The organism is Anaerocolumna aminovalerica (assembly GCF_900115365.1).
Classification (GTDB): Bacteria; Bacillota; Clostridia; order Lachnospirales; family Lachnospiraceae; genus Anaerocolumna; species Anaerocolumna aminovalerica.
Genome location: NZ_FOWD01000041.1, coordinates 22,157 through 35,799, shown reverse-complemented (window position 1 = coordinate 35,799; position 13,643 = coordinate 22,157). Strand labels below are relative to the sequence as shown.

The following is a 13,643-nucleotide window of genomic DNA, read 5'->3' as shown; positions in this document are numbered from 1 at the left end:
TACGAAAAGCAAGACCGTATTTCCCACAGACGACAGTCTGCTAAAAATGCTGTATCTGGCCACGATGGACATCACGAAAAAATGGACAGGGCACCGTCAGGACTGGGGACAGATTCACTCCCAGTTGGAGATATTCTTTGAAGAACGGTTATCCTAAAAACGGAAAAATTAAGGTATTAAGACTGCCGAAGGGGAGTTTTACTTGACAACCCCAAAAACAGATTTATAATACAAGCATGGGCAAGAACCACAGAAAAATGGCCTTGCCCATAAATAACTATTAAAATTTTATGTCAGTTTTTTGAGTTTACACGGACTTTGAAACGGTCTCTTTTTATTACTTCTTTCTTATTTATTTTTCTTATTGACTATCACTTAATAATTACTTTTTAGTGATTTTGTCTGTCTTTTCTTACTTAATTATTTCTGGTTAAACCTTATTGATTTTCCCTTTTGATTTTTTCTTATTAATTTTTACTATCTCTTTTTTATAATTTTTGATTGCTTCTTTACTAAAAATTAAATTAATTAAACTATCTCTTTGTTAGGAAAAGAGAAATTCAGCTTATAAGTTAGTATTATTTAAATACTCTTTTTCCCAGATATTCAGCAACTCCTCCAAGCTGATGTTCAATACGAAGCAAGCGGTTGTATTTAGCAACACGGTCGCTTCTGGAAGGTGCACCGGTTTTAATTTGGCCTGCATTGGTTGCTACTGCTATATCTGCTAAGGTAACATCTTCTGTTTCACCTGATCTGTGGGATACGATTGCTGTCCAGCCATTGTTCTTAGCCATTTCGATAGCTTCTAAAGTTTCTGTTAAAGTTCCGATTTGATTGAATTTAATCAATACGGAATTGGAGATTCCTTGTTCAATCCCTTTTGAAACCCTCTTTGTATTTGTAACGAATAAATCATCACCTACTAACTGAACTTTGTTTCCTAGTCTGTCCGTTAGTTTCTTCCAGCCTTCAAAATCCTCTTCTGCCAAACCATCTTCTATGGATCTGATTGGATAACGATTACATAAGTCTTCCAAATAATCAATCATCGTATCTACTGTTTTAAATTCACCGGATTTCCAGAATAAATATTCCCCTTCTCTTCCTGCTTTTTTAGCTTCATCGTACATCTCAGTGGAAGCAACGTCCATTGCAATATAAAAATCTTCACCCGGTTTATATCCGGCAGCCTCAATGGCTTTCACAATATAGGCAAGAGCTTCTTCATCACTTCCGAATTTAGGTGCAAATCCGCCTTCATCACCTACTGCTGTTACATAGCCTTCGGATTTAAGTAATTTCTTTAAAGTATGGAAAACTGTTGTACTCCATTCCAAACCTTCACTAAAGGTAGATGCTCCTACCGGCATTATCATAAATTCCTGTATGTTCAAACTGGAATCCGCATGTTTACCACCGTTAATAATATTCATCATAGGAACCGGCAGAACTTTTGCATTCACACCGCCGATATACTGATATAAAGGTAACTGTATTGCTTCTGCCGCAGCTTTTGCCACTGCTAAAGAAGCACCTAATATAGCATTGGCTCCTAAACGTCCTTTGTTCTCAGTACCATCGGCTTCTATCATCTTTTTATCAATTTCAGCCTGATTTAGTGCATTCATTCCAATAATAGTTTCTGCTATTACTGAATTTACATTTTCAACAGCTTTTAAAACACCATTTCCTAAATATCTTTTTTTATCATTATCTCTTAATTCCACTGCTTCAAATGCTCCGGTGGAGGCACCTGAGGGAACAGATGCTCTGCCAATGCTGCCATTTGCTAAAACAACTTCTACTTCAACGGTAGGATTTCCTCTGGAATCTAATATTTCCCTGCCTACAACTTTTTCAATAGTCAAATTACGATTCATCATTATGTTTTCCTTCTTTCTCTGATTATTTCCATTGCATTTACATATAATAACCCAATTCATCTATAGTATAAACATGGAATGGAAACATATTCATACTACTTATTATGATATTATGTCTTCTGGCTTTTTATAAATAGTTTTTATAATGACTGCTTGTCTTCTTATAATTATGTACATACTTTCATACAAAAAATGCTATCCCTTAGTGTGTTATAAGGTTCAACAATTATCTTTGTATAATGTTATTATAGCACTTCATATTTGAATTGTATAATTAAATTTTCATTAAATTGGTATTTGTTTGTATTTTACATAATGTATTTGTAATTTTCACACAACTATTATATTGCCATTCTATTTACCGGGTGTTATACTATTCTCACTACATAAAATTTCCATGGTATAAATATGGAAATAAACTGTTTTGCCGTTTCTTTCGAAATGTGCTAATAAGCCGTAGTATATAACTACTAATTATAGCATTTACTTTGAGAAGGAATCATGTGGCGAAGTGTGGGAGAAAAATATTTTCACCTACTATTTATAATAATTGAAAGGATGAAAAGCATGAGCGAAATATATTCAAAATTAATGAAGCACTTGGAAAAATCTACTGCTCTAGAAACTGCCCTTGTACTATTTCAATGGGATAGCGAAACTTTGGCACCGGAAAAGTCCATGGAACTTACTGCAAAAAGTATTGGAATTCTTTCCAGTGAATATTATAACAGCTTAATTAATGAGGATGTTAAAAGCCTACTGGATAAATTAAGTGAAGAAGATGAACAGAAACAATTAGATTTTAATCAAAAAGCCATAGTGAAAAAACTTAGAAAAACCTTTGAGGAAATGGAACATATTCCACCTGAAGAATACCAGGCCTATCAAGAATTAATTGCAAAGGCTCCCGGTATATGGTCAAAAGCAAAACAAGAGAACCATTATCCTTCCTTTGCACCTTATTTGGAAGAAATCATGAATTATAATAAAAAGTTTGCAGGTTATCGTGTTAAAGAAGGGCAAGAGCTTTATGATGTTTTACTGAATGATTATGAAGAAGGTTTTAATACCAAGGAATTGGATGTATTCTTTGACAAGGTGAAATCTGCCATTGTTCCGCTTTTAAAAGAAGTTGTTAAGAAAAATGATATGATTAAAAAAGAATATAATTATGAATCCTTTGAAATAGATAAACAGAAGGAATTCTGTAACTTTATCAGTCAGTATGTTGGGTTTGATTTATCAAGAGGTGTAATTGCAGAAAGTGCCCATCCCTTTACAACAAAATTGCATAATCAGGATGTTCGTATTACGAATCATTTTCTGGAACATAATCTGGAAAGTGCAATCTTCTCCATAATACATGAAACAGGTCATGCATTATATGAGATGAATGTAGATTCTGCCATTACCTTATCACCGGTTGGAACTGGAGCTTCCATGGGTATGCATGAATCCCAGTCCAGATTTTTTGAAAATATCATCGGGAGAAGTAAATCCTTCTGGATTCCTGTTTTTTCAAAATTACAAGAAACTTTTCCGGAACAACTAAAGGATGTCTCTTTAGATTCCTTTATTAAGGGTATCAATAAATCCGTTCCTAATCTAATTCGTACAGAAGCAGACGAATTGACCTATTCCTTGCATATCATTATTCGTTATGAAATTGAGAAAATGATATTTGCAGGTGAGGCAAGTATCCACCACCTTCCTGCTATATGGAATCAAAAATATAAAGAATATTTAGGAGTGGAACCTCCTTCTGATTCAAATGGCATCCTTCAAGATATTCACTGGTCTTGCGGCAATATAGGATATTTCCCATCCTATGCTATCGGCAGTGCAATTGCTGCCCAGATTTATTATCATATGGAAGCCATAATGCCATTCCATTCCTATCTGGAAGAAGGGAATCTGGCTCCCATTAGCGAATATTTAAAGGAGCATATTCATAAGTATGGAGCTTCCAAGAATACTAATGAACTGCTAATGGATATGATGAAAGAACCTCTGAACCCAGATTACTATGTAAGATATTTAACCGAAAAATATACAAAACTGTATGAATTATAATCATTCTATTAATAAAACCCGACTTAAATAGAATCATTAATCCATAATCTATGCTTGATATTTTAAAACAGACAGGGAACATAACAGCAATTAAAAAAGTTTTAAGTGCTATTATATTCTAAAACTGCTCTGTTAAGATATCAAGCATATTTTTTGTTGAGCTGTCTTTGAAAATCCACGTTTTGGAATAGGAAAATCCACAATATTGGAATAACTATTGAAATACTCCTGACTTTATTGTATAATTAATCATATATATGCATATTTAATCATTTTATAAAGAAATATGTACATACCCCTTACTATGAATACTATAAATAAAAGAAACGAGGTAATGAATATGAAACTTTGGGGCGGCCGTTTTACAAAGGAAACCAATCAACTGGTTCATAATTTTAATGCATCTATATCCTTTGATCAAAAACTCTTCAAAGAGGATATTGAAGGAAGTATTGCCCATGTAACCATGCTGGCAGAACAGAATATCTTAACAGGTGCCGAGAAAAGTTCTATTATACTAGGTTTAAATAGTATTAAGGAAGATATTCTGAAAGGTACTTTAGTCATTGATGGTAGCCAGGAAGATATTCACAGTTTTGTTGAAGCTAATTTAATAGAGCGAATCGGGGATACAGGAAAAAAACTTCACACAGGAAGAAGCCGCAACGACCAAGTTGCATTAGATATGAAATTATATACAAGAGATGAGGTTGTTAAAATAAATCTGCTCTTAAAGGATTTATTAACAGTACTTCATGAAATTATGAAAGATAATCTTAACACCTATATGCCCGGCTTTACACATCTGCAAAAAGCCCAGCCAATTACCTTGGCCCATCATATGGGGGCTTATTTTGAGATGTTTAAAAGAGACCGTTCCAGACTAGATGATATTTATAAACGAATGAATTATTCACCTATCGGTTCCGGGGCACTGGCAGGTACTACCTATCCTCTTGACCGTGAATATACTTCCAGTTTGCTGGATTTTTACGGACCTACTTTAAATAGTATGGATTCCGTCTCCGACAGAGATTATTTAATCGAATTCTTAAGCAGCTTATCTATAATTATGATGCATTTAAGCCGTTTTTGTGAAGAAATCATCATATGGAATACCAATGAATACCAGTTTGTAGAGCTGGATGATTCCTACTCCACAGGAAGCAGTATTATGCCCCAAAAAAAGAATCCGGACATAGCAGAATTAATAAGAGGAAAAACAGGACGCGTATATGGTGCTTTAGTTTCCCTTCTAACCACCATGAAAGGCCTTCCTCTTGCATACAATAAAGACATGCAGGAAGATAAAGAATTGACCTTTGATGCCATTGATACAGTAAAAGGCTGTATTGCCCTGTTTACCGGAATGATTTCTACCATGAAATTCAATAAATCTGCTATGGAAACCAGTGCCAAAAATGGCTTTACCAATGCAACGGATGCAGCTGATTATCTGGTAAACAAAGGTGTACCTTTCCGGGATGCCCATGGCATTGTTGGGCAACTGGTTTTATATTGTATTACTAAAGGCATCTCCCTAGATCAGTTGACCATAACTGAATACAAAGAAATTTGTCCTGTCTTTGAAAATGATATTTATGATGCTATCAGTTTAGAAACCTGTGTCGGGAAACGCAATACCATTGGAGCCCCTGGAAAAGAAGCAATGGAAAAAGTCATTACTATCAATGAGGAATATTTGACAAAATAAAAATTTGTTGTAGTAGGACGCTGTAGGACGCTTTGCTCTGTAGTTTGTTGGAAATCAGAAAGTACTCATTAAAGCTTTCATAATGACTTAATTTATATATTCAAGGATAACAGGGTGTTTATTATAAATCTTGCTACCTTACCCTGTCGGCCGGATTACGCAAAATTTATAATAAACACCCTGTTATCTAATTTAGTTTATGAGAGTCATTACGAAAGCTTTAATAAGTACTTTCTGATTTAATTTATTTGAGAAGCAAAGCTGTTTATGAAATAATTTACTTTCATTAATCAAATTTAAATATATTAATTATACTTAGTCCTCTTCCAGTAATCAATTAGTCTTTCCATATAAAAACATAGGTTCTCATCCCATATTATCTGTTTTAATACCTTTAAAAATTTCTATATCTATCTACATTAATCTATTTTTCAAAAGAAAAAACCGCCGTCTGGCTAGACAAATTGTCGCCCTGCAAATATAAGTAGAACAGTGATACCAAGAACAATACGATACCATCCAAACACCTTAAAATCATGCTTTTTAATATATCCCATAAGAAGCTTAATCACAAGGACAGATACAAAGAACGCAACCGCCATGCCAAGTCCCAAGGTAAATAATTCCCCACCGGTAAAATCAAAGCCAAATTTAATTAGTTTGATTGCACTTAATCCAAACATGACCGGCACGGCAAGAAAAAATGTAAATTCTGCAGCTGCAACACGTGACACACCAATCAACAATGCACCAATGATGGTTGCGCCAGATCGGGACGTGCCTGGTATGATTGACAACACCTGAAACAATCCAATTAAGAGCGCGGTCTGGTAGGTAATTTCAGATAACTTGTCAACACCGGGAACACGCTTTTTATTCCATGTTTCTATCACGATAAATGCTACACCGTAAAAAATCAAAGCTGCCGCAATCACAACTGGCGTATGCAAATGTGCCTCAATGTAATTGTCAAAAAGCAGTGTAACGACAGCTCCCGGTATGCAGGCAACTACTACTTTAAACCATAAGGAAAAAGTGTCCTTTTTAATTACAGGTTGTGTTTTATCTTTAAATTGAAAGGGAAACATACTTTTCCAAAACATAACCACAACCGCAAGAATGGCACCAAGTTGTATAACCACAAAGAACATTTCCTTAAAGGCATCACTCATGTTCAGACTAATGAATTCATCCACAAGCAACATATGACCCGTGCTGCTGATAGGCAGCCACTCCGTAATTCCCTCAACAATGCCAAGAAAAATGACTTTTAGTATTTCTATAAAATCTAATTCCATTACTTAATATCCTCCTTTTTGAAATAAACAAATGTGGTTAAGAATCCAAGGATGGACACCAAGGCGATGATAACAATGGCTAGTGATGGGGGATAACCCGTACTTGCAAGCTTTCCTTTGAGGAGAAAGTATGTCGCTGTCCAAGGATATAGGGCACCTAATTCTTGATTGGATAAAGCGGCGCTACCCATCACGATGGCGGCGGCAGCAATCATTGGTGTAACCAAGTTTTTCGCTTTTACTGTTAAATATGAAAATGGAGATATGGTCAAAAACATCAGAACGCCGCTGACTAACATTATGCCAAGCCACTCCAAGGCAATTTCAAATACGAATCCTGTCATACCAAAAATTACATGGTAAAGTGCCGCCGAAAGCAAGATACCTGCCCATGTGGTAATAGTTAGCACCATAATCCAAAGAAATAAAATGATAAATTTAGAAGCAATAAATTTTGTTTTTGAAATGGGTACAGGCAATATCATTTTTAAGGTCTTTTCTGTATATTCACGGCTGAACAAATAGGCTGAAATAATCACATAAACCATCATGTTCATCAGCAACATAACATAAACTAAACTACTATCATATAAATCAACTAGCCTAATTACCTGTTCCGGATGCTCGAAGTGTGTTTGCAAGGCTTCTATAAACATCATAAACGGTGTAGCCATAGCTCCCAAAAAGCTGATTAAAAGTATTTTTGCCCGTTTGAGCTTCAAAAGCTCACAGCAGATAAGGCTAGCCAATGCCACCACCTCCAATCAGGGTAGAAAAATAGTCTTCCAGTTTCTCGGAGCTTATCTGCACCTTTGTTACTAAGATGTCTTTTTGTACAAACTGGCGGGTGATCTCACCCCTATGCTCAATACGTTCAAAAACTCGTATCGTTTTGTCATCACAGACCTCATAATCGGAGATATCAAAAAGCCTCTCTAAAAGCACCGCTGCGTTATTTACATCCGAAACTTCAAACTCCACATACTGGCGATTCCGGCGGCGCAACTCGTCCATATATACTTCTTCTATCAAACGTCCCTCATGCATCACACCGATCATATCTGCAATCTGCTCAATCTCGTCCAAAACATGACTGGATATGAGAACCGTAACTCCTTTTTCTTTGCAGAGACTTAATAAAAATTTGCGTATTTCATGGATTCCAATAGGGTCAAGTCCGTTGATTGGCTCGTCCAATATTAGTAGCTCCGGCTCATGCATAATGGCGGCGGCAATTCCAAGCCTTTGTTTCATTCCCATAGAATAGTGTGAATACACTTTTCTGTTTTCTATATCCAGCCCAACAATTTCAAGTGCTTGCTGTACTGAGTCCTTGCGATGCTGTCCACGGAGACGAGCAAGAATTTGCAGATTTTCTTGTCCGGTCAAATTCTCATAAAATCCGGGGCTTTCAATGATAGAGCCGATTTTTCGATAGATCTTATTTGGATTTTCAAGATAATCCTTACCAAACAATTGGATTGTTCCACTTGTTGCACGAATCAGATTTAGGAGCATCCGCATTGTAGTTGTTTTGCCTGCTCCATTTCTGCCAAGTAAGCCGTATATTTTTCCTTTTGGAACATGGAGTGATAAATCATTTACTCCGAACTGCATACCATACTGTTTTGTCAGTCCGACAGTTTCAATTACATAATCATTCATATTGAATTGCCTCCTTTCCATTTTATTTTATCAATGAAAGCTGACACAGGTCTTTCTTAAATCTTACTTTTTCCTTACTTGGATAGGAAGGCTGATTTGAAATTTTGTTCCCTCATTTTGTGTACTGGATACAGAGATTTCACCGTGTAAATTGGTCACCAGTTCTTTAGTAATAGCAAGCCCCAGCCCGCTGCCTTTCCCTGTACGGGCACGATCGCCTTTGTACAAACGTTCAAATATATGCGGTAACTGATCTTCGGGTATGATTTGTCCATTATTGACAACAGAAATAAGCACCCTGTTTACATCCTGTCTAATGATAATGGATATTTGTGTACAATGGCTGTGCTGAATAGCGTTTTGCATCAGGTTATTCAATATACGGCTGTATGCCATTCGGTCAATAGACACCGGTAGATCTTCATCTCTAATGTTTACGGACAGAGCGATATTTGACTGTTCCAATACCGGCAGCCACTCAATTATAATTTCACGAGTTTGCTCATTGATATCAACCGTTTCAATTACAGACTGCTGTTCATTGGAGCTGAGTTTAAACCACTCAAATAGCATATCTACATAAGCTTTTAAATCATTTGCTTTGCGAAAAGCTACTTCAAGATATTCCTGTTTCTCTACTTCATCCAGAGAACCTTTTTGAAGCGCCTCCAGATAACCAAGGAGAGAAGCAAGAGGAGTCCTTACATCATGGGAAAGCCCCGTTAAAATCTGTTTATTTGCCTCATCCGCTTTTTTAAGCTGTGCAATCTGAATTAGGTTGGTATCTATAATTTTATTAAGTTCATAGCTAATGTCCGCTATTTGTCCATTACCCTTTGCAAAAAGCTTGTCACGCTCCCCACCCTGAATACCACGCAGTATATTAAGCCAATCTTGTTCCTGCTTTTTTATGCGTCTTATATAAAGAAATTGTCCAGAACAAAGGCAGAAAAGAATTACAATTACAACTGCTGTCATACACTATCACCAACAAATTTATATCCAACACCCCAAACAGTTAAAATATAAGTTGGATTTTCTGGGTCTGGCTCAATTTTTTTACGCAGCCTGCGTATATGCACCATGATATTGTTATCGTCAAAAGCATATTCGTCATCCCATACCCCACGATAAATCTGTTTTTTAGTGAATACCTTTCCTTGGTTTTGGGCAAAAAAATGCAGTAAATCAAATTCTTTTGCAGTCAAGTCAATTGTTATACCATTCATACTTACTTCATGCTTAGAGATGTCGATGTGAAGATTTCCTATGTCGATGGCGGGCTCAAAATGTTCATTATTTGAACTGAAAACAGTATATCTTCGTAAAAGAGAAGCAACTCGAGCGGAAAATTCATTGTTGCTAAAAGGTTTGGTAAGGTAATCATCTGCTCCCATCCGTAGTCCGGACACCTTATCTGCTTCGCTGTCCTTAGCTGTCAGCATTAAAATGGGAACAAGGTTTGTTTTTCTGATATCGTATAAAACATCAAACCCACTTTTCTTAGGAAGCATGATATCCAAAACTATCAGATGATAGCTGTTTTTATCAGCCTCCAATATGCCGTTTTCTCCGTCATGGCATACAGTAACCTGGTACCCTTCTGTTTCTAAGTTTTTTTTAAGTAATTTACATAGGTCAACATCATCATCTATTATTAAAATTTTTTCATTCATTTTTTTGCACTCCTTTCCAGTTTTGATCTTCCGTCTGCAGGCTTTTTCGCATTTTTCGGTATCATCCATATCCGGCTGAAGGCACCAACGCCCTTAATTTTATATTCCTCACAGAGTTTCTGCACCCATGCTCCGTGATGCCCCATTTCTCTGCAGCTCCCGAACAGTAATATATTCCATTTCCCATTCTCTCAATGTATATAGCGACATTGTATTCGTTCAACCGAAGAAAAGCAAGAAAATAATCTTTTTCTTGTTAAAATGTAGTCAGCAAAGGAACTTAGCCGCAAATTTTTATATTGAAAAAAAGTCTATATTTTCTACCTGATCTGGCTGACAAGGCATGTCAGAATACCTCATGAATATAAGGTAGCCAAATAAATTTAGTTTATTAATGCACGTACGCTTTGCCCTGAAGTTTGTGAAGAACTCAGAAAGTGCTTTATAAGCTTTATAATGACTCAATTTATATTGTTCAAGGATAACAGGGTGTATAGGATTGATTTTGCTACCTTACCCTGTCGGCCGGATTACGCAAAATCAATCCTATACACCCTGTTATCCTAATTTAAAGTTTATGAGAGTCATTACGAAAGCTTATTTAGCACTTTCTGAGTTCAATTTATGTTGTCAGCAAAGCTGTTACTAACGATTATTTTACAAACCAGTAAATAAAACGTACATACTACTTCATGATATTAATTTTATGGTGTTAGCATATACGTATGGACACGAAAAGTTTAACACGATAAAATGTTTCATAGAAAGGTGTGTTAAACAATGTCCAAGAACGGTACTCATTATTCGGAAGAATTCAAACAACAGATTGTAGATCTGTATAATTCAGGTAGTTCAGTTTCTTACTTGAGAAATGAATATGGCGTCACAAATGTAAGGATTTATAGTTGGATTAAGCAGCTATCTCCAGTTAAAGTATCAGAAAAAGAAGAAATAAACTCTATCGGTTATGCCTATGATACTTCCATGACAGCCGAATTGGCTATGAAGGCAGTTAAAAATGCATGTTTAAATGTAAAGGTTATTGAAGGCATCATTCTGCACAGCGATTTGGGTACACAGTATACCAGTAGGATATTTGAGGATTACCTGTCTTTCAAAGGTATTATTCATTCTTTTAGCCGAAAAGGAAATCCTTATGATAATGCATGTATTGAATCCTTCCATTCCGTGCTAAAAAAGGAAGAGATCAATCATCATAAATACAATGATTTCAATGCTGCCCGTAAGGCTGTATTTGAATATATTGAATCCTGATACAACAGAAAAAGGATTCATGATACCATTAATTATTTGACTCCAAAGGCTGCTAATGAAGCAGCATAAGCGGCATCAAAAGTTATACTTTTTGTGTCTACATTATTGACACAAGTCCATGGGTATACTAAATGAATTGTTAATATTAATTAAAGCACTAAATTAAATACAAGTTTCAATACACAACTTTACCTCAATGTATAAATTGAACTTTGGAGGTTTCGAAAAGGCTTTTAATTCTTTTGGAATAGATATTTAAAACTTATATAGATAGATATAGAATTATTTAAAACTATTAAAACAGATAATATGAAATGAGAACCTATTTGTTTTATTTATATGGAAAGAATAATAGTTATTGTCTGATAGAGAATTTATTTTCTTAAGTATAATAAATATATTTAAACTTGATTGATATAATTAAAATTATTTCATAAACAGCTTTGCTTCACAACATAAATTAAAATCAGAAAGTACTTATTGAGCTTTCATAATGACTCTCATAAACTAAATTAGGATAACAGGGTGTATATTATAAATTTTGCGTAATCCGGCCGACAGGGTAAGGTAGCAAAATTTATAATATATACCCTGTTATCCTTGACATATAAATTGAGTCATTATGAAAGCTTTAATGAGCACTTTCTGAGTTCTCAACAAACTACAGAGCAAAGCGTCCTACTGCAACAAATTTTTATTTAATCACTTCTCTTGTAGCTTCATAGACTTTCCTATTTACTTCCTTAGGCAGCCAAATAAATAAAATCATACTGAGAAACGTCACCAAACCAAGAAACAAAGCAACTAATCTGTAAGGTATGAACAATCCTAATAATCCTGCCAGCAGTTGAAACAATATACCTCCGATGGCGAAGATAACATGAAACAATGCATTTACTCTTGCTCTCATTTCAGGAGGTAAATAAGATTGTACGGCGGCGGAACGGATGGTTGCACTTTGGGAACCCAATACTCCGCAAAGGAACCGGTTGATAAGCATTGCGGGATATGGCATGAAAAGCAGGAAAGAATCCAATAAATCATAAATAGAATATACTAATTTAGTAAAATCATATCTTTTCTTAACAGGTATTTCTTTATTGTATTGAACAAAACCGCCAATAATTCTGCCCATTGTTTCACTGCTCTTTAAGAATCCAAGCATGGTAACCGTAAGCCATGCCTGTGTTTGATAGAAAGCTTGTGTAACCACTCCTATACCATGGGATGCACCGTTTGTGATACTCATATATGTATAAATGTTCCGGATACCTTTTTCTTTCTTTAAAAAAGAAAATCCCTCCAGAAAATCTTGTTTATACATATCCCAGGTTAACGTACCTTCTGCCTCATGCTTCGTTTCTGTTATCATACTTTCTAGGATAACACTTGCTAAACCAATGAAAGCCACAAGGATAAATATATATCCTAAATTCATTCTATCATAAAGGTAAGTTGAAAGAGGTGCCATTATAATAGTCACAGTAGGATAAATGCCTCCACTTACCGCATAACCTTTTTGTTCATGTCCAGCGGGAATTAAATCCGGATACCAAGAATCATAAGCCAGTCTGTAAAAAACGGATATAGTTCCAATTAGCAGTGTAAATATAGCATATAATGCAAATATAAACTTATGTTTTAAAGTGTATATCCCCATAATTAAATATACAACCGCCATAAGAACATCCAGTCCCACAATCCATTTCTTTTTGGTTCCTTTATCAATAATCGGTGCCAGAAATATGGGTAAAATAATATCCGGTAGCATGCCGCAGATCATAATTAATGCTGCCATGAAAGTAGACTTTGTTTCCTCGAAGACCAAAAGACTGATTGGTAAATTCATTGCTTCTCCGCCAATAGCAGATAAAATTGTGGATATTGTAATAAGGCTAAAATTCTTAGTCCATAGACCTCTCTTCTTCATACTCTCACTCTCCTCAGTATTTTTATGTCTATTATATAAATCAACTAAGGTAACAACAAGTAGTTATTTGTGAGAAATTCTTGGCTGAATTATATCATTTAAATGAGCTTTTTATTATATTATAAG

The 13,643-nt window shown here is 35.4% G+C and carries 11 protein-coding genes and 1 pseudogene; 4 read left to right on the top strand and 8 right to left on the bottom strand.

All coding sequences use genetic code 11. From position 1 onward, the window contains the following. Nucleotides 1-157, top strand: a pseudogene (locus tag BM183_RS21120) (IS256 family transposase); the annotation flags it as partial. Nucleotides 158-578: 421 nt separating this feature from the next. Here BM183_RS21120 and eno read toward each other — a convergent pair. After that, entirely contained in the window at nt 579-1,883 is a 1,305-nt protein-coding gene (gene eno, locus BM183_RS17185; RefSeq protein WP_091688290.1) for a phosphopyruvate hydratase, read from the bottom strand. Between the two features lie 570 nt (nt 1,884-2,453). On the opposite strand from eno, the gene BM183_RS17180 reads away from it, so the two are divergent. Together BM183_RS17180 and argH are read left to right on the top strand one after the other, a co-directional pair. Next, complete coding sequence (locus BM183_RS17180; RefSeq protein WP_091688284.1) at nt 2,454-3,959, top strand: carboxypeptidase M32; 1,506 nt, start codon at nt 2,454-2,456, stop codon at nt 3,957-3,959. A 340-nt stretch (nt 3,960-4,299) separates the two neighbouring features. Next, entirely contained in the window at nt 4,300-5,673 is a 1,374-nt protein-coding gene (argH, locus tag BM183_RS17175) for an argininosuccinate lyase (protein ID WP_091688282.1), read from the top strand. A 455-nt stretch (nt 5,674-6,128) separates the two neighbouring features. On the opposite strand, the gene BM183_RS17170 is transcribed toward argH, so the two are convergent. The 6 genes from BM183_RS17170 to BM183_RS17145 all read right to left on the bottom strand — a co-directional run bounded on the left by BM183_RS17170 (nt 6,129) and on the right by BM183_RS17145 (nt 10,458). Continuing rightward, complete coding sequence (locus BM183_RS17170) at nt 6,129-6,971, bottom strand: undecaprenyl-diphosphate phosphatase (RefSeq protein WP_091688280.1); 843 nt, start codon at nt 6,969-6,971, stop codon at nt 6,129-6,131. Further along, nucleotides 6,971-7,720, bottom strand: coding sequence for an ABC transporter permease (locus BM183_RS17165; protein ID WP_091688278.1), 750 nt, complete (start codon nt 7,718-7,720; stop codon nt 6,971-6,973). Before BM183_RS17165 ends, BM183_RS17170 begins: the two co-directional genes overlap by 1 nt. Continuing rightward, nucleotides 7,713-8,636 carry an ABC transporter ATP-binding protein gene (locus tag BM183_RS17160; RefSeq protein ID WP_091688276.1) on the bottom strand — a complete coding sequence of 308 codons (924 nt, stop codon included), beginning with the start codon at nt 8,634-8,636 and terminating at the stop codon, nt 7,713-7,715. Before BM183_RS17160 ends, BM183_RS17165 begins: the two co-directional genes overlap by 8 nt. Nucleotides 8,637-8,699: 63 nt before the next feature. Further along, nucleotides 8,700-9,614: a sensor histidine kinase gene (locus tag BM183_RS17155; RefSeq protein ID WP_091688274.1), complete on the bottom strand. Its 915-nt coding sequence runs from the start codon at nt 9,612-9,614 to the stop codon at nt 8,700-8,702. Then, nucleotides 9,611-10,312, bottom strand: a complete 702-nt coding sequence (locus BM183_RS17150; RefSeq protein WP_091688272.1) for a response regulator transcription factor — start codon at nt 10,310-10,312, stop codon at nt 9,611-9,613. The genes BM183_RS17155 and BM183_RS17150 overlap by 4 nt, the downstream gene beginning before the upstream one ends. Then, a complete protein-coding gene (locus tag BM183_RS17145) occupies nt 10,309-10,458 on the bottom strand; it encodes a hypothetical protein (RefSeq protein ID WP_308743348.1) in 150 nt (49 codons plus the stop codon). The genes BM183_RS17150 and BM183_RS17145 overlap by 4 nt, the downstream gene beginning before the upstream one ends. A 634-nt stretch (nt 10,459-11,092) precedes the next feature. On the opposite strand from BM183_RS17145, the gene BM183_RS17140 reads away from it, so the two are divergent. After that, entirely contained in the window at nt 11,093-11,587 is a 495-nt protein-coding gene (locus BM183_RS17140; RefSeq protein ID WP_091688270.1) for a DDE-type integrase/transposase/recombinase, read from the top strand. Nucleotides 11,588-12,281: 694 nt separating this feature from the next. On the opposite strand, the gene BM183_RS17135 is transcribed toward BM183_RS17140, so the two are convergent. Beyond that, on the bottom strand, nt 12,282-13,517 hold the full coding sequence (locus tag BM183_RS17135) for an MFS transporter (protein ID WP_091688267.1): 1,236 nt from the start codon (nt 13,515-13,517) through the stop codon (nt 12,282-12,284). Nucleotides 13,518-13,643 lie beyond the last annotated feature (126 nt).

Coding starts and splice junctions, on each gene's coding strand:
- eno (WP_091688290.1), bottom strand. CDS start 1,883: ATGAATCGTAATTTGACTATTGAAAAAGTTGTAGGCAGGGAAATATTA.
- BM183_RS17180 (WP_091688284.1), top strand. CDS start 2,454: ATGAGCGAAATATATTCAAAATTAATGAAGCACTTGGAAAAATCTACT.
- argH (WP_091688282.1), top strand. CDS start 4,300: ATGAAACTTTGGGGCGGCCGTTTTACAAAGGAAACCAATCAACTGGTT.
- BM183_RS17170 (WP_091688280.1), bottom strand. CDS start 6,971: ATGGAATTAGATTTTATAGAAATACTAAAAGTCATTTTTCTTGGCATT.
- BM183_RS17160 (WP_091688276.1), bottom strand. CDS start 8,636: ATGAATGATTATGTAATTGAAACTGTCGGACTGACAAAACAGTATGGT.
- BM183_RS17155 (WP_091688274.1), bottom strand. CDS start 9,614: ATGACAGCAGTTGTAATTGTAATTCTTTTCTGCCTTTGTTCTGGACAA.
- BM183_RS17150 (WP_091688272.1), bottom strand. CDS start 10,312: ATGAATGAAAAAATTTTAATAATAGATGATGATGTTGACCTATGTAAA.
- BM183_RS17145 (WP_308743348.1), bottom strand. CDS start 10,458: ATGGGGCATCACGGAGCATGGGTGCAGAAACTCTGTGAGGAATATAAA.
- BM183_RS17140 (WP_091688270.1), top strand. CDS start 11,093: ATGTCCAAGAACGGTACTCATTATTCGGAAGAATTCAAACAACAGATT.
- BM183_RS17135 (WP_091688267.1), bottom strand. CDS start 13,517: ATGAAGAAGAGAGGTCTATGGACTAAGAATTTTAGCCTTATTACAATA.